13 protein-coding genes are annotated in these 15,305 nt (G+C 62.4%); 3 read left to right on the top strand and 10 right to left on the bottom strand.

Annotated features, from left to right (window positions below; translation table 11 throughout):
* Positions 1-20: 20 nt before the first annotated feature.
* The 4 genes from otsB to NKI37_RS00305 all read right to left on the bottom strand — a co-directional run bounded on the left by otsB (position 21) and on the right by NKI37_RS00305 (position 5,998).
* Complete coding sequence (gene otsB, locus NKI37_RS00320) at positions 21-809, bottom strand: trehalose-phosphatase (RefSeq protein WP_023672690.1); 789 nt, start codon at positions 807-809, stop codon at positions 21-23.
* On the bottom strand, positions 806-2,587 hold the full coding sequence (locus tag NKI37_RS00315; protein ID WP_023707492.1) for an alpha,alpha-trehalose-phosphate synthase (UDP-forming): 1,782 nt from the start codon (positions 2,585-2,587) through the stop codon (positions 806-808). Before NKI37_RS00315 ends, otsB begins: the two co-directional genes overlap by 4 nt.
* 144 nt (positions 2,588-2,731) lie before the next feature.
* A complete protein-coding gene (locus NKI37_RS00310) occupies positions 2,732-4,894 on the bottom strand; it encodes an amylo-alpha-1,6-glucosidase (RefSeq protein ID WP_023748420.1) in 2,163 nt (720 codons plus the stop codon).
* 42 nt (positions 4,895-4,936) lie between these two features.
* Positions 4,937-5,998, bottom strand: coding sequence for a glycosyltransferase family 4 protein (locus NKI37_RS00305; protein ID WP_352787819.1), 1,062 nt, complete (start codon positions 5,996-5,998; stop codon positions 4,937-4,939).
* On the opposite strand from NKI37_RS00305, the gene NKI37_RS31900 reads away from it, so the two are divergent.
* Positions 5,984-6,490 carry a DUF982 domain-containing protein gene (locus NKI37_RS31900; protein ID WP_373432840.1) on the top strand — a complete coding sequence of 169 codons (507 nt, stop codon included), beginning with the start codon at positions 5,984-5,986 and terminating at the stop codon, positions 6,488-6,490. The genes NKI37_RS00305 and NKI37_RS31900 overlap by 15 nt on opposite strands.
* A gap of 185 nt (positions 6,491-6,675) precedes the next feature.
* Entirely contained in the window at positions 6,676-6,834 is a 159-nt protein-coding gene (locus NKI37_RS00295; protein ID WP_023672685.1) for a hypothetical protein, read from the top strand.
* A gap of 601 nt (positions 6,835-7,435) precedes the next feature.
* On the opposite strand, the gene NKI37_RS00290 is transcribed toward NKI37_RS00295, so the two are convergent.
* The 5 genes from NKI37_RS00290 to NKI37_RS00270 form a co-directional block, all read right to left on the bottom strand.
* Complete coding sequence (locus NKI37_RS00290) at positions 7,436-7,636, bottom strand: hypothetical protein (RefSeq protein WP_081726098.1); 201 nt, start codon at positions 7,634-7,636, stop codon at positions 7,436-7,438.
* A gap of 2 nt (positions 7,637-7,638) precedes the next feature.
* Positions 7,639-7,824 (bottom strand): hypothetical protein, encoded by a 186-nt coding sequence (locus tag NKI37_RS00285; protein ID WP_023682450.1) that lies wholly within the window; start codon positions 7,822-7,824, stop codon positions 7,639-7,641.
* Positions 7,825-8,509: 685 nt separating this feature from the next.
* Positions 8,510-10,024 (bottom strand): protein adenylyltransferase SelO, encoded by a 1,515-nt coding sequence (locus tag NKI37_RS00280; protein WP_352787822.1) that lies wholly within the window; start codon positions 10,022-10,024, stop codon positions 8,510-8,512.
* Between the two features lie 243 nt (positions 10,025-10,267).
* On the bottom strand, positions 10,268-11,644 hold the full coding sequence (locus tag NKI37_RS00275) for an NAD(P)/FAD-dependent oxidoreductase (protein ID WP_023734366.1): 1,377 nt from the start codon (positions 11,642-11,644) through the stop codon (positions 10,268-10,270).
* A gap of 30 nt (positions 11,645-11,674) precedes the next feature.
* The gene (locus tag NKI37_RS00270) at positions 11,675-12,502 is read right to left on the bottom strand and encodes a DUF2243 domain-containing protein (RefSeq protein ID WP_023734367.1); all 828 of its coding nucleotides are present in this window, start codon (positions 12,500-12,502) and stop codon (positions 11,675-11,677) included.
* 311 nt (positions 12,503-12,813) lie between these two features.
* Between NKI37_RS00270 and ctaD the strand changes: the two genes are divergently transcribed.
* Positions 12,814-14,472 (top strand): cytochrome c oxidase subunit I, encoded by a 1,659-nt coding sequence (gene ctaD, locus NKI37_RS00265; protein ID WP_023734368.1) that lies wholly within the window; start codon positions 12,814-12,816, stop codon positions 14,470-14,472.
* A 103-nt stretch (positions 14,473-14,575) separates the two neighbouring features.
* Here ctaD and sdhD read toward each other — a convergent pair whose 3' ends face one another.
* On the bottom strand, positions 14,576-14,965 hold the full coding sequence (gene sdhD, locus NKI37_RS00260; RefSeq protein WP_023688545.1) for a succinate dehydrogenase, hydrophobic membrane anchor protein: 390 nt from the start codon (positions 14,963-14,965) through the stop codon (positions 14,576-14,578).
* Positions 14,966-15,305 lie beyond the last annotated feature (340 nt).

Below are 15,305 nucleotides of genomic sequence, written 5' to 3'. Positions count from 1 at the left end.
CGATCCGCAGGCGGCAGCGATCAGGACGCTTTGCGGTTGAGAGCCGGTGATGCGTCGAAATTGGCGGCAAGCCAAGCTATCGCGCAGGTGACATCATCGAGCCTGTATTGGGCCACGGTCGGCCCACGCGGCTTGACCCGGATCGAGATGCCGCCGGCCTCGTTGATCGCCTCGAAACCGTTTTCGTCGGCGGTGTCGTCGCCGAGAAAGACCGGCCGCCGTCCGGCAAAGGGCGGGATTGCCATGAAACGCCGCACGGCAGCGCCCTTGGCCGCTTCGAGCGGCATGAGTTCGACGCCGGCGTTGCCCGGGATAACCCGATAGCCCTTGGGAAGCTCGGTCAATGCCTGTTCGGCAAGATGCGTTGCCCTGGCCAGCAGATGCGGCGCCGCACGCGTATGGATGGCGAGGATCGGACCCTTGCGCTCGATATGAACAAGGCCGTCATCCAGTTCGGCCTCGATGGCGTCGGCAAGGGCAGCGATATCGGCGGGAGCATCGGCGGTAACGACCGGGCCGTCCGGCGTCAGCCGGTGTTCCAGCCCATAGAGACCGGCAACACGCAGCTTCAACGGATGAAACAGGCGGTCGGCGCCTTCGACCGAGCGGCCGGTGATAAAGGCGACAGCGCCGTCCAGCCGTTCATCGACGACGCCGAGGAGGTTGCGCAGTTCGTCGCTTACGGACACGGCGTCGGGGTGCGCCGCGTGCTCCAGCAACGTGCCGTCGATATCGAGGAAAAGCGCCCATTGTCCTTCCGGCAGGTCGGGTGCGGTTGGCAGGCCCGGTGCTTTTGACAGGCTATTCATGACGCCACCTTCCGCATGCGGTCGAACAGCGAGACGATGTTGGTGTCGGTGTTTGCGGGCCGCTCGGCGACACTTGTCGCTCTTTCGAGGTCGCCGCGTTTGCGCAGGCGCGCCGCATCGAGCAGCATGCTGCCGGCCCAGCGAAAGACATTGTTGTCGCGCACTATTTCGCGCATCGGGCGCATGCGCTCGCGTTGTTCGTCCGGTGACATGGTTAGCGCCTGCAGCAGCACCTGGCTCATCATCGCCGCGTCGTAAGGATTGACGATCAGTGCTTCCAGCAGTTCGCGCGACGCGCCGGCAAACGTGCTGAGCAACAGCACGCCCTGTTCGTCGTCACGCGCGGCGACGAATTCCTTGGCTACGAGGTTCATGCCGTCATGCAGGCTGGTGACCATGCAGATGTCGGCGGCGCGATAGATCTCATAGACCTGTTGCTGCGAATGGTGCTCAGCCACCATGACCACGGGCTTGTAGCCGTCATGACCGTAGCGCTGGTTGAGCTCGTTGGCATAACGCAGGCATTCATCGTGCAATTGCTGGTAGGCCGGCAACGTGCCGCGGCTTGGGGCAGCAATCTGCAGGAACACTACCTTGCCGATCCACTCGGGGTGGCGCGTAAACAATTCGTCCAGCGCATGGAAGCGGTCGAGGATGCCCTTGGTGTAGTCCAGGCGCTCGACGCCGACGCACAGCTTGACGTCCGCCGACAGGCCGAACCGCTCACGCAGGCGGGCGCGGCTTTCCTCGACCGGTGGCAGTTTCGCCAGGAGTTCGGCCGGCCATTCGATGGAGATGGGATAGGCGTGCACCAGGGTCGTCCGCCCGCCATACGAGATCGCGGCGTCGGCGCGCTCGATGCGGCTTTCCAGGAACCGGTCTACGCTTTCAGTGAAATTATTGGCATGAAACTGGGTGTGAAAGCCGATGATCGAGCTCCCGAGCAGTCCATCAAGAACGCGTTCGCGCCATGGGCAGATGCTGAACACTTCGGAGTTCGGCCACGGGATGTGCCAGAAGGTGATGATGATCGCCTCCGGCAGGCGCTCGCGGATCATGCGCGGCAGGAGCGCGAAATGGTAATCCTGAACCAGCACGATCGGCCGCTCATTGCGCGCCTCGGCAACCACCATATCGGCGAATTTGCGGTTGACGACCTCATAGGCCTCCCAGTCCGAGGCACGGAAGACCGGCCGGGTGAAGGCGATATGGCAGAGCGGCCAAAGCCCTTCATTGGCAAAGCCGAGATAGTAGCCCTGATATTCGTCGTCGCTCAGCCACACGCGGCGCAGCGTATAGGACGGATTGTCCGGCGGCACCTGAACCCGATCGTTGCTATCGACCGTCAGACGATCCGCCGTTCCGCCGCCATAGGCGATCCAGGTGCCGCTGCAGGCGCGGGTGATAGGCTCAAGCGCCGACACCAGGCCGCTGGCCGGCACCAGAAGCTCGACGCCGTCGTCCTTGATGTTGTGGATATAGGGTTCTCGGTTCGAGACGACGATGACCTGCGCGTCCGGCAGGTCGTCGGCAAGTATCTTGCGCAAGGTGTCGGGCGACCAGTTCACCAGCGCCGCGTCGGGAGATTGTCCATTCTTCTCGAACTCCCGCAAAACCTTGCGCGTCGCTTCCGATGCGACGTCCTCGCCGGCAGTCGGTGCAACCGTCAAGCTATGGCTACGACGTTGCCTGGAGATCGATAACAGAACGGCTAGAATCGAAAGGCCAAGGCTTGCAAGGATCAAGACCCAGAGCAGGGCCATGCCATAATCAGTCATTCCAATTCCAACTCAATTTTGGCCGTCAGGGCCTTTTTCTTCATGGTTCGATTTGAGTGTTCGCAGCCGACGATCGCCCGTGAGAACCTGTGTTTTTCGCAACGCACAAACCCTGGGTTCGGTTCCCGTTGAAGGCCGTTCAGATCATGTCCGCACGATCAGCGGAACCAGCCCTTCATGGCGATCGGCGAGAAAGGCGACGACGCGGTCGCCGACGCGCTGGAAGGTAAGATCGACCCTCTTTTCGCCGACACCCAGATGCCTGAGCGTCAGCGTATCGATGCCGATCGGCAAACGGGGTCGAGTGACGTGGATTTCGCCGTTCCAGCCGTCGATTTCCAGACCGAGGCACGCCTGCATCAGCATGAAGGCCGAGCCTGCCGACCACGCTTGCGGCAGGCAGGCGACGGGGTAGGCGATCGGCGCTTCGCCCGGCGAGCGGGTGAAACCGCAGAACAGTTCCGGCAGTCGCATGTTGAAATGCACTGCCGATTCGAACGTACCGCTCATCAGCCGCACCACGCTGTCACGCTCGCCGAACCGCGCCAGGCCGGCGCCGCACATCGCCGTGTCATGCGGCCAGATGGAACCATTGTGGTACGACATCGGGTTGAACAGCACAGCATCGTCGGAAAGCGTTCGCACCCCCCAGCCGGAGTGGAAGGAGGCCGAAAGCAACTGGTCGGCGACCATCTTAGCCCGCGCCGGTTCGGGCAGGCCGACATAGAGCAGGTGTCCGGCATTCGAGGTGCGCACCTTGCACGGCTCTCCGGCGCCGTCGATCGCCAGCGCATAGAAGCCGAGATCGTCCAGCCAGAAATCACGCTCGACGGCGATCCGCATCTCTTCGGCGCGATTTTCCCAGTGCTCGGCCTGCGCGAACTCGCCCCGGCGGCGGGCGAGAGCGGCAAGGCCCCTGAAGGCGGCGAAGACATAACCCTGCACTTCGACCAGCGCGATCGGCCCCTTGGGAATGCGCCCGTCGGCGTGGAAGACGGAGTCGAAGCTGTCCTTCCAGCCCTGGTTCGCAAGGCCGGATTCGGCAGCGCGCTGATAGGTGACGAAGCCGGTTGCGCGGCTCGCCTCTTCCGTCCACTTGGCGGCGGCGCAGAGAGACGGCCACAGGCTGGCGATGAAGTCCATGTCGCCGGTGCGTTCGGCATAGGCGCAGGCGAGGTGGATGTAGAGCGGCGTGGTATCGACGCCGCCATAGTAGCGGCCGAAAGGCAGTTCCTGCAGCGCCACCATCTCGCCCTTGCGCGTCTCGTGCATGATCTTGCCGGGCTGCGAGTCGCTGAAAGGCGATGTCTCGGTCGCCTGGTGCTGGGCGAGGAAGGCAAGCACGCCGCGCGCCAGGCCGGGGTTGAGCCATAGCATCTGCAGCGCCGAGATGACGCCGTCACGGCCGAAGGCCGTCGAAAACCAGGGGATGCCGGCATAGGGGTAGGGGCCGGTCGACAACTCGGTGGTCAGCAAGGCGACATCCGCGCGGGCGCGTTCGACCCAATCGTTGAAGACGCGACCCGAACTGTGCACCGTCGCGCCATGGCGGCGCTTGGCCCGCATGCCGAAACGGGCGCGCGCCGCGGCCGCCCGGAAGCGGTCGCGGTCGGGCGTTTCGGTCAGTTCCGCGCCGACCTCGACGTAAAGCATCTTGCTGCTGCGCTTGGTCACTGCGATGAGGAAATCCGCGCGCTCGGCGCTCAACTGGTCTGGCGGCTGCGAGAACGAGATCGCAGACACCCGCGCCAGCCCGTCCAGTCCGTCATAGCGCAGCAGCACCGAGGCAGGCTCGATCTCCGCTGCATGCGCCATTCCGCGCTTCGGCCGGGTCGAACCGCGGACCTCGAACATGTCCCGGAAATCGGCGGCAAAATGCAGCGAGACGCGGATTGCCGAATGCTCCTGGCTGTAGTTGGAAAGGGTGATGCGCTCGAACAGCCGGTCCTGCCACAACAGCCTGACGCGCTCGATATGGATGGCGCCCTGCGGGATGTCGCGGCCACCGACGCTTTGCATCGGCAAATTGGTCAAATTGCTGGTGAACAGCACATTGTCCTGGCTGAGCGAGGCGCCGAGCAGCGATGTCTGCCGGCCGCCGACGGTGAGCCTGAACTCCGACAGCACCCGCGTGTCGTCACGGAAGAAACCGTCGCCCGCGCCCCTGATATCGCCGTAGGCATCGGCCACGGCAAAACAGTCGCCTTGCTTTAGGGCAAACAGCCGGTGCGGCTCGCGCGGCGCGGTTTCGTCCAGGGAGGCAAGGGCCACGGCAGGGTCGAGCTTGCGCTCGTCAAGTTCGGTCATCAGTCACAAATCTCTGTTTCGGCTCGGAACGTCCGCCGTCGTTCACGATGCTTTCGATTCAGCCGGGGCGCCGATGAGACGCGTATAGGCAGTGAGATAGTCGCGCGCCATCCTGTTGGCGGAGAACCGACTTTCGAAGACGGCGCGCACCTTTCGCCGGTCGAGTTGCAGCAAGGCCGGCACCGCGGCGACAGCGGCATCGAGAGAATCGACGACAAATCCGGTAACGCCATGGTCGATGACTTCCGGCAACGCACCGCAGTTCCAGCCGATGGTTGGCGTACCGCACGCCATCGCCTCGATCGCGGCAAGGCCGAACGGCTCGGGCCAGTCTATCGGAAACAGCAGACCAGCGGCATTGCCGAGGAATTCAGTCTTGTCACTCTCGGCGATCTCGCCGACATAGTCGATGCGGTCGCCATCGATCAACGGCTCGATCGTCTCATGGAAATAGGCGCGATCATCGTCGCCGATCTTGGCCGCCAGCTTGAGTTTCATGCCCGAGCGCAAGGCGATGTCGATGGCCCGGTCCGGCCGCTTGTCGCGCGAAAGCCGGCCGAGAAAGGCGAGGTATGGTTCGCCTGCCGCCGTCTCGAAGGTCGGCTGATAGAGACCCGTCGGCAGCCCGTGATGGATGGTGGCCAGCCAATTGGCATTCGCAAGCCCGGTCTTCTGGCTATGCGAGATCGAGATCAGCGGAAAGCGCGGAAAACGCTCATAGGCTGGCGCCAGATCGACATAATCGAGCCGGCCATGAGGCGTTGTCACCGTCTTGTCCGGCATGGTCTCGAAGAACGAGAAATGCAGGAAATGGCTGAGATGAAAATGAATGATATCAAAGTCGTGGGCTCGGTTCCTCACATCGGCAAGCATCGCAAGATGCGCCGCCGTGTCCGATTTCAGTGGACGCGGATCGAGGCGTAGCGCGCGTTCGCGACCTGGTATCAGTCTGGCCGACGTCCGGCTGTCGCCGCTGGCGAACAGCGTCACCTCATGGCCGAGTTCGACCAGCCCTTCGGTCAGATAGGAAACGATGCGCTCGGTGCCGCCATAGAGAAGGGGTGGCACCGATTCGTGCAAAGGGGCGACATGGGCTATGCGCATGGTTTGAACGTGTCCCTCAAGGCAATCACGAGAGCGAAATGCATCAGCCGGCCTAACGTTCCGGACAAAAGCGGGCGTCGGCAACCCAAGCCCACCAGCGCAGATTTTTTTGCAATAAGCGGAACAAACGCGCCATCCGCGAATTTAGTAGGGTTGGTTCGCGCTGCGGCCGACCAGGGAGAGAACAAAATGGACCGCTTGCATTTCTTTACGCCCGTGCGCATTGCGCGCGGGCAGGGACACCCCGTCGAGGAAGTCGATAGCGTTGCCGAAGCGATGGTCTTTTTGCAGAAATGGCCATTGGGACGGCGTGGGCCTGTGTATCAGTGCGCCGTGAATTGCTGCTCCGCGGCCCTGTCGGGCAGAATGTCGGCCGAAGCAGCCAGGAAGGCGTTTACGGGCTTTGCCCGCATCACCCGGCTGCTCGATGATGACATGGCCCTGCCGATGGGCGGCGAAAGCATGGCGGAAGTCCACGCGCTGAGGCGCTAGGCGCCGGTCCAGCCATTTGGCTATTGAACACCCGGGCTTTGGCGGCGCGGGCATCATCTTTTCCGCACCGGAGTATTCCGGCGCGGCCCTTCACCTCATGGGCCACACTGTGCTTTCATGCGGCGTTTCGCATGACCGGTGGGTGACGACCATCCACGGGCGGCCCGAACGTGGAGGGGTAGACAATGCCGAGACTGATCCTGGGAACACTCGGCGCTATCGTCATCGCCCTCATCTGGGCGGTCTTTGCCAGTTTGATGGGCGCGCCATCGATCGTGATCACGGTCGGCGCGGTCGCCATTGGGGCCGGCGTCTACACCTACGTCGACCGACGCTCGACTTGACGCGTCCCCGGTCTGCCGCGCGCTCGACCAATTGCACGCCGGTGTTTGACGCGCGCGGCAGCCGCGGCGGGCATTCTTCAAGGATGAGCTTGCTGGCCGCATAGAGAGCCAAGGCGCAGACAGGGCGCCACACGTCGGACCGGGCTCCGCGAGAACTTGGGAGAGATCGTCAAAGATCTTTCAATCCGGCCAATGTAGATCGAAACGGCGAATCTGTGGATTTCCGGTGGAACATCGTCGCCTCGAAACACTTCGGGCGTTGCACTGCCCCATCAGTGCACGTTCCCTTGTTCTGTTGGAACTGGCCGGCTGCCGAAAGGTGGCCGGCTTTTTTGTATATAAGCGGAACCTGAAATTACGGGGCTTGTTCTGCATGCGGCAGCGAGCCCCTCGCTGCTGGTCGAGGGCCGTAACCCTTGGCCGGGCCCGCATCGCTCCGCCAGTGGTGCGGGCCCACGGCCTCCGGTTTTTCCGGGCGTCTCGACTCGCTGATCCTCACCCTGGTCCGGCTAATGCATGTCACTCAAAAAAAGGCTCGGTTGTGAGACAATGACATGCACACGCGGCGCGCTTTAGCACAATCATTCACAAAGCCGTGGGTTCAACTGTTGCTACCCTTCTTGGCTGGATTGTGCGAATGATGACTGTCCTTTTCACCGCCACCCCCTGAAACTCGGCTTTTGGATCGACGGTCTTCATCCGCCGGGGGCTTGTTGATCTGTAAGGGTTTTCTGGCGTTCTCGTGCGATGCGCCTGGCCCGCCCTGCCGGATCGTGTTCGGGTGTTTCTTCGATGTGGACATGATCACCGATCCTGCTGACGGCCCTGATGAGTGGTGTTGACCTTGGTGTTGGCTTGCTGCCCTTGGCGCTCCGGATCCGGCGCTCCGTGAGTGCCGTGCTGGGCATCATCGTGGCTAATCTGTCGCCCTTCTCCTCGACCCTTCTGGCTCTGGTTCTCAGGCGGCACGGGCGGCATTTTGCTCGACATCTGCATCTCCTTGGTTGGTCTCGTGACTCCAAACCGTGATCGTGGGGGGAAGTTCCGTCTGCTTAGTCAGCACCTGTGATTTCGGTGCCGACGGAATCTGACTCCCAACTCGGATTTCAACGAACGGCAGGGCCTGCGTTGCTTGTCGAGGACAGGCAATCTCTGGGCAGGCCCGCGTCGCCCCGCCAGTGATGCGGGCCTGCAATATAAACCTCAAGACTGGGCTGCTATCGCAGTTTATTGCGAGCTTCCGGCGACTTGCGTAGCGGGCTTCAGTGGCTTTCAGGAGAGCAGCGTGTTGTATCCGGTCGATTTCGAGCGACCGAAATACAGTGCTTGACCACGTTGCTGACATGATCGGTGATGGTGTCGCGCCTGGATCGCGGCAGCAGCCTCAGGTCCGCTCTCCCTGCAGCTGATGGCAGCTAAAACGACGTCAAAAGACCTAAGTCTCTTTGATCGCCCTCGCTGCTCGCACGAGCGATGACCAGTCAGCTCCCATGGCTGCGACAAGGTCTCGAGCATCTTCGTCTGATATTCCGGTACGGTCTACGAGCTTCCGTGCCAGCAATTCGAATGCCAATTCTATGATCGTCATAGCTCAGCCCTTACGAGAGTACCCGTGACGATAGCTTGCAAATGGGTCTTCCGCATTTGCACATGTTAAGCGACCATCACGAATGTCTCAGGTACCGCAGAATGTCTGCAGGACGCGCTCATCCGGGCGTGGCGGCTCAGCATAGCGTTCCATTCCCGGCTGCTCATCGAAGGGACGGCTGACGACCGTCAAGATCTCCTCGAACGGTGTGAAGTCGCCGCCCAACGCCGCCTGGATCATCGCCTCGATGCGATGATTGCGGGGGATGAATTTGGGATTGACGGATTGCATGGCTGCCCGGCGCGTGGCCGTGTCGGCTGCTTCGCTTGCAATGCGCTGGCGCCACCGCGCCGACCAGGCATCGAATGAGCCTGGATCCTTAAACAACTGCCGCGCCGTGCCTTGGCCGTCCGCAGCGTCGAGGTCATCGCCCAGGCGCCGGAAGCCGAGCGTAAAATCCGCTTCGCCGCGAGCCAGCACATCCAGAAAGTCGGCAGCGAGCTGCAAGTCGCCTTCCGCTTCGGTCAGCAGTCCGAGTTTTCTGCGGAAGCCGCGCTGCAACACAGCCTCATAGGAGGCCTGGAACGACCTCAGCACCTCTTCCGCTTCAGACACTGCTTCATTCTCGTCCGTGCTCATGAGCGGCAGCAAGGTCTCGGCAAAGCGCGCAAGGTTCCATGTGGCGACACGAGGCTGGTTGGCATAGGCATAGCGACCGGCGCGGTCTATCGAACTGAACACCGCGCTGGGGTCGTAAGCGTCCATGAAGGCGCATGGGCCATAGTCGATCGTCTCGCCCGAGATCGACATGTTGTCGGTGTTCATGACGCCATGGATGAAGCCGACCAGCATCCAGCGCGCCACCAGGTCCGCCTGTGCGGCGACAACGGCCTCCAGCAAAGCCCGGTACGGCCGTGCTTCCCCCGCCAGCTGTGGGAAGTGACGCTGAATGGCATAGTCGGCCAGTATCTTGAGCGCCTCGGTGTCGTGGCGCGCGGCGAAATATTGGAACGTGCCGATCCTGATATGGCTTGCCGCCACCCGTGTCAGGACGGCGCCGGGCAGCCGGACCTCGCGATAGACCGGGTCGCCGGTGAGCACCGCCGCAAGGCTTCGCGTCGTCGGAATGCCGAGCGCCCCCATCGCTTCGCTGACGACATATTCGCGCAGGACAGGGCCGAGTGCGGCGCGGCCGTCGCCGTTGCGCGAGAACCGCGTTGGTCCCGATCCTTTCAGCTGGATGTCACGGCGAACGCCGTTGACGTCCACCACTTCGCCAAGCAGCAGGGCGCGCCCGTCGCCAAGCTGAGGCACGAAGTTTCCGAACTGGTGGCCCGCATAGGCCAGGGCGATTGCTTGAAAGCCTTCCGGAAATCTGTTGCCGGCAAGCATCGCCACTCCATCCGGGCTGGTAAGCTGGTCGGCATCGAGCCCGAGTTCCTCCGCGAGGTGCCGGTTGAACCGGATCAGCCGCGGTTCGGACACCGGCTTCGGATCTGTTTGCGCGAAGAAGCGCTCCGGCAATTGCGCATAGCTGTTGCTCAGGGCGGGAAGCCCCGTCTGAATGACCGGGGGTTGTTCAGCAGTCGCAGGTGACGTCATGACGAGCTGTCTCTGAAGAGGAGGGGTTCAACAGATCCCGTTTCGAGGAGCCTGTGTTCATTTGTTCATATAGGGACGCAACGTCGTTGGTGCCATCCGGATCCATCAGGCCGGCACCGGATACAAGCTGGGAACCACCCGCCTCAACTATCGAGGTTCGGGCTGCCGTGGGACGACGGGCCGTGGCGGAATCCAGAGCTGACGCCCGCATCGCCACTGTCTCCGAACTGAGCACCCGGCAATCTAGTCAGTGCGGGCGGGCAATGCCGGGGCAGGGTCTGCCTTGGGTGGCAGCGGCTCTCTCGGGACCGCTCCCGGCGACGATGTTGAACCCGGTTCGACTCGTTCCTCGGCGATAAGCCGGGCGCCACGCTCATAGGTCAGGTAGCGCCAGAGCCACTGGATCGAGACCTGAACGCGGTGCTGAAAACCGACGAGCAGGTAGACATGGATGAGCGCCCAGGCAGACCAGGCGATCCAGCCTTTCAGTTTCAGCCTGCCCGATTCGAACACGGCAGCGTGGCGGCCGACAATGGCCGTGTTGCCTCGATTGCTGAAGGCAAAAGCCGGCAGCGTGTCGCCAGTATCTATCCGGCGTGCCAGTGCCATGCCGAGGTGCTCGCCCTGCTGCTTGGCGACCTGGGCAAGACCTGGCAATGGCTGGCCGTTCCCATCGAGGACCAGTGCGACGTCGCCAAGCGCGAAGACATCGGGGTGGCCGACGACCTGCAGGTCGGATTCGACCTTCACCCGACCGCCGCGGTCGAGCCCGACACCGAGCTGGGCGACCAGCGGAGAAGCCGCCACCCCAGCGGCCCAGAGCGTCAAGGCCACCGGGATCACCTGGCCGCCGACGGTGATCTGATGCGCTTCGATCGCCTCGACCCGGTTGCCGAGCGCGACCTCGACGCCCAGGCTTTCAAGGCGCATACGTGCATATCTGGAAAGCTCCGGGGCGAATCCGGCAAGCAGACGCTCGCCGGCTTCTACCAGTATGATCCTTGTCTTCTCGGGCCGGATGTTGCGGAAGTCGCGCGCCAGTGTGTGCCGGCTGAGTTCGGCGATCGAGCCCGCCAGTTCGACACCCGTCGGGCCGCCGCCGATAATGGCGATCGTCATCAGCCGGGATTGCTCGACTGGATTGGTGGTCCGTTCCGCGTGCTCGAACGATAGCAGCAGCCGTGACCGGATCGTGCGCGCGTCCTCGATGGTCTTCAAGCCGGGACAAACCCGAGCCCAGCTCTCCTGGCCGAAATAGAATGGCTGCGAACCGGTGGCCAAGACCAGGATGTCGTAGGGGACCGTGGTCCCATCGGCCAGCACCAGTATCCTGGCCTCGGTGACGATCTCGGTGACATCGCCGAAGAGGACCTGAACCGAGGGATAGCGGCCCAGGATCTTGCGGATTGGCTCGGCGATGTCAGGCGCCGACAAGGCGGCGGTTGCAACCTGATAGAGCAAGGGCTGGAACAGGTGGTGATTGTGGCGGTCGATGATCGTCACCCCGATTTCCGCCTTGCCGAGCGCCTTGGCAACCTCCAGACCGGCAAAGCCTCCGCCGACCACGACGATGCGCGGTGTCAGGCTCCGGCCGTGGCTGCTCTCGGTGGCGAATTGCATGCTTGATACTCCCCTATCCCTGTCCGGAAGTCATAGCCTGGCAGGAGTGCCACGCTGCTGGCTGGAGCTACTGCTCACTCCGGCGGCATCGGTCCAGGCAAGGCATCCGGCAATGACAGGCGTCGTGCTGACCACCAAGGCGCCGCGCGCGTGAAGGGCTACCAACCCGCGCCATGAGACGCGGTCGACCGCCCAGATGGTGCCGCTGGCGTCGACCCATTTGAGATGGGCGTCGGCGACTTCAACGGCCCGCATCATCGCCGCCGGTTCCATCCCGACACGAAAGACGATGATGGAATTGGCGGCGCCGTTGAAGAACGGGCCGGCGCCGGCTGCCAATCCCGCGAGCAGGACGATGCTGGTAAGCGCTGCCGAAGCACCGCGTGCCGGTCCGCCGCGGTTGGGCAGCACCAGCACCAACACAAGCGGCACGATGCCGAAGATGACCAGCCACGCAATATCCCAGGCGAGCGGCAAGTCGCTGTTCATCTTGATCCGGTGCAGACCCAGCAGCCAGTGAAACACGACGGCATCAACGACATGCCAGACGCCGAACCCGGCGAAGGCGAGCCGCAGGATCTCCGTGGTGGTCCCGGGCCGCGCGCCGGCCGCCCTCGCGGCCACCAGCAGCACCGTGCCGGCGACGGCGAGCACATACATGAAAAGATGGAAGAGGCCGTCGGCCATGATCTGGAAGCGCAGGTCGGAACCCGCCGGATCGGCGACGCCCGAGAGAAGATGATGCCATTGCAGGATCTGATGCAGGACGATGCCGTCGAAGAAACCGCCGAGCGCGAAGCCGAGCAGCAGCCAGCCGGCTCGCGTCCTCGGGTCGAGTGTCGCGGTGATCGCGTCCATGTCAGGACCACCGGCTCCAGGCCGGGGCGTTCAGTTGCCTGGGCACCGACATGTCCGGCGGCGTGGGGTCATGGAGACCATGACGCGCCTCGAGCCAGAAGGCGGATATCAGCCCACCAACCACCGTCGTCAGAACCAGGGTCGCAGCAATTATCGCCAGCATGGACGTCGATCCTCAGCCGCGCAGGGTCGGCCGCGCGGAACCTAACAGCGACTTCCGTGGAATGTTCCTACCGCCGGTTCGGTGGAGGGAACAATCAAGTTCCAGCACGGTTCGATGCTGGCGACGGACGGCTCAAGCGGAGAAGGTCATGAACGAATATACGGCGGCAGATCCGGACGGTCTCGACAGCCACCAGCCGACCGGCATCACCCGATGGCTGTTTTCGACCAACCACAAGGACATCGGCTCACTCTATCTGGTCTTCGCTTTCATCGCGGGGGTGATCGGCATGCTCTTGTCGGTGAGCATGCGAATCGAGCTGCAGCAACCCGGGATCCAGTTTTTCCCCGGACTGGCGTCGATGATCTACGGTTACCAGGGCGACGCGGCGATCGACGCCGGCAAGCAGCTTTACAACGTCTTCACCACGGCCCACGCGCTGATCATGATCTTCTACACTGTGATGCCCGCCCTGATCGGCGGCTTCGCCAACTGGATGGTTCCGATCATGATCGGCGCCCCCGACATGGCCTTCCCGCGCATGAACAACATCTCGTTCTGGCTGCTGCCGCCGGCATTGATGCTGCTTTTATTGTCGATCTTCATGCCCAGCGTCCCCGGCGGCTATGGCCCTGGGACCGGCTGGTTCCTGTACCCGCCGCTGTCGACCTCCGGCCATCCCGGTCCCGCCGTGGATCTGGTCATCCTGTCTCTGCACATTGCGGGCGCCTCTTCGATCCTGGGAGCCATCAATTTCATCACCACCATCTTCAACATGCGCGCGCCGGGGATGACCCTGCACAAGATGCCCCTGTTTGTGTGGTCGATCCTCATCACCGCCTTCCTGCTGCTGCTGGCTCTGCCGGTGCTGGCCGGCGCCATCACCATGCTCCTGACCGACCGCAATTTCGGAACCACGTTCTTCGCGCCGGACGGCGGAGGCGACCCGCTGCTGTACCAGCATCTCTTCTGGTTCTTCGGCCACCCGGAAGTCTACATCATGATCCTGCCGGCGTTCGGCATCGTCAGCCAGGTGATCTCGACCTTCTCGCGAAAGCCGATCTTCGGGTATCTCGGGATGGTCTACGCAATCGTGGCGATCGGGGTGATCGGCTTCGTCGTCTGGGCCCACCATATGTACACCAGCGGGATAGGCCTCGACACGCAGCGCTACTTCACCTTCGCCACGATGGTGATCGCAGTGCCGACCGGGATAAAAGTGTTCTCCTGGATTGCAACCATGTGGGGCGGTTCGGTCAGCCTGCGGACGCCGATGCTCTGGGCCCTCGGCTTCATATTCCTGTTCACCGTGGGCGGGGTGACGGGCGTTCAACTCGCAAATGCCGGCCTCGACCGTGAATTGCACGACACATACTTCGTCGTCGCGCATTTCCACTACATACTTTCACTGGGAGCGATCTTCGGCATCTTCGCGGGCTGGTATTACTGGTTTCCGAAAATGACGGGATATCTCTACAATCCGCTTCTGGCTGGGGTCCATTTCTGGACGACCTTCGTCGGCGTGAACCTCGTCTTCTTCCCCCATCACTTCCTTGGATTGGCGGGCATGCCGCGTCGCTATGTCGACTATCCCGACGCATTCGCCGGCTGGAACATGGTGTCCTCGTATGGATCGTACCTGTCGGCCGCGAGTGTCGTGATTTTCCTCTTCGGCATCTTGGAAGCTTTCTACCGGCAAAGAGCCGCCGGCATGAACCCATGGGGGCCAGGAGCTACCACATTGGAGTGGGAGCTGACCTCTCCACCCCCTTTCCATCAATGGGACAGGCTGCCGCAAATCAGATGAGGCCGGGTTGTCGAACTCCTTTGCGCAAGCAAGCCCGGTTCGCCGCTGAGGCGAACTTCAGCCTGCCGGTGGCAGACGCTGGCTGCAGCTGAGAACCGGATCGCTATCTGAAGCTGATTAACAGCACAGCGAACAAGCTTGCGAGCGCGACTGCCCAGCAGAACAACCAATTGGCGATCAGAAGAAGCGATTTGAGCACGGTGGCATGGCAGTAATCTTCGATGATCGATTGCATTCCAAGCCGCATGTGAACGCAGCTTACGAGAATGAAGCCAATAAGGGCTGGCGCGACATAGATCGATCCTACGACGCTGAGGACGGCGTCTCGAGGCTCACCGACCAGCATTATAACGATCGCGACGATGTAAATGACAAGGATCAACAGGGCAGCAGATGTCAGCCGCTCCAGCATGAACGTTTCGGTTCCGTGTTTCGCCGATCCAAGGCCCCGCACTCGAGCTAGCGGAGTTCTGATTGAGGGTCTGTCAGCCATGGCGTTTCCCCAAAACTACTTGGTTGCCTTGCGCGCAACTCAAGCTGTTGCTGTTTCGATGCCCGGGCCGTCGGTGCCGACGGATATTGGGCAAGCACGGTCTCCAGTCGAGCAAGGCGGGCTTTGTGGGCGTTCAGTTCGTATCCTGAACGCCATCCAATTTGCCTGGGTCTGCCATCTCTGCATAGCTCGCTTTCAAGCAGCGAGATACGAAGGCGGACCGCGTCGATCTCCTTGACAAGCGCGGCCTTCACCGATTTTCGACTCTGCATGGCTGTAGTTCCGGTGCAAGGATGGTTCCAAACCTGACGCGTCTGGAAATGTTCCCGGGTGCCGAAGG

Source organism: Mesorhizobium sp. M0626 (assembly GCF_040320665.1).
GTDB lineage: Bacteria > Pseudomonadota > Alphaproteobacteria > Rhizobiales > Rhizobiaceae > Mesorhizobium.
Note: the sequence above shows the minus strand (reverse complement) of the source record. Positions and strands in the feature narration are given on the sequence as shown.

Coding starts and splice junctions, on each gene's coding strand:
- otsB (WP_023672690.1), bottom strand. CDS start 809: ATGAATAGCCTGTCAAAAGCACCGGGCCTGCCAACCGCACCCGACCTG.
- NKI37_RS00315 (WP_023707492.1), bottom strand. CDS start 2,587: ATGACTGATTATGGCATGGCCCTGCTCTGGGTCTTGATCCTTGCAAGC.
- NKI37_RS00310 (WP_023748420.1), bottom strand. CDS start 4,894: ATGACCGAACTTGACGAGCGCAAGCTCGACCCTGCCGTGGCCCTTGCC.
- NKI37_RS31900 (WP_373432840.1), top strand. CDS start 5,984: ATGGGCTATGCGCATGGTTTGAACGTGTCCCTCAAGGCAATCACGAGA.
- NKI37_RS00305 (WP_352787819.1), bottom strand. CDS start 5,998: ATGCGCATAGCCCATGTCGCCCCTTTGCACGAATCGGTGCCACCCCTT.
- NKI37_RS00295 (WP_023672685.1), top strand. CDS start 6,676: ATGCCGAGACTGATCCTGGGAACACTCGGCGCTATCGTCATCGCCCTC.
- NKI37_RS00290 (WP_081726098.1), bottom strand. CDS start 7,636: ATGTCCACATCGAAGAAACACCCGAACACGATCCGGCAGGGCGGGCCA.
- NKI37_RS00285 (WP_023682450.1), bottom strand. CDS start 7,824: ATGTCGAGCAAAATGCCGCCCGTGCCGCCTGAGAACCAGAGCCAGAAG.
- NKI37_RS00280 (WP_352787822.1), bottom strand. CDS start 10,024: ATGACGTCACCTGCGACTGCTGAACAACCCCCGGTCATTCAGACGGGG.
- NKI37_RS00275 (WP_023734366.1), bottom strand. CDS start 11,644: ATGCAATTCGCCACCGAGAGCAGCCACGGCCGGAGCCTGACACCGCGC.
- NKI37_RS00270 (WP_023734367.1), bottom strand. CDS start 12,502: ATGGACGCGATCACCGCGACACTCGACCCGAGGACGCGAGCCGGCTGG.
- ctaD (WP_023734368.1), top strand. CDS start 12,814: ATGAACGAATATACGGCGGCAGATCCGGACGGTCTCGACAGCCACCAG.
- sdhD (WP_023688545.1), bottom strand. CDS start 14,965: ATGGCTGACAGACCCTCAATCAGAACTCCGCTAGCTCGAGTGCGGGGC.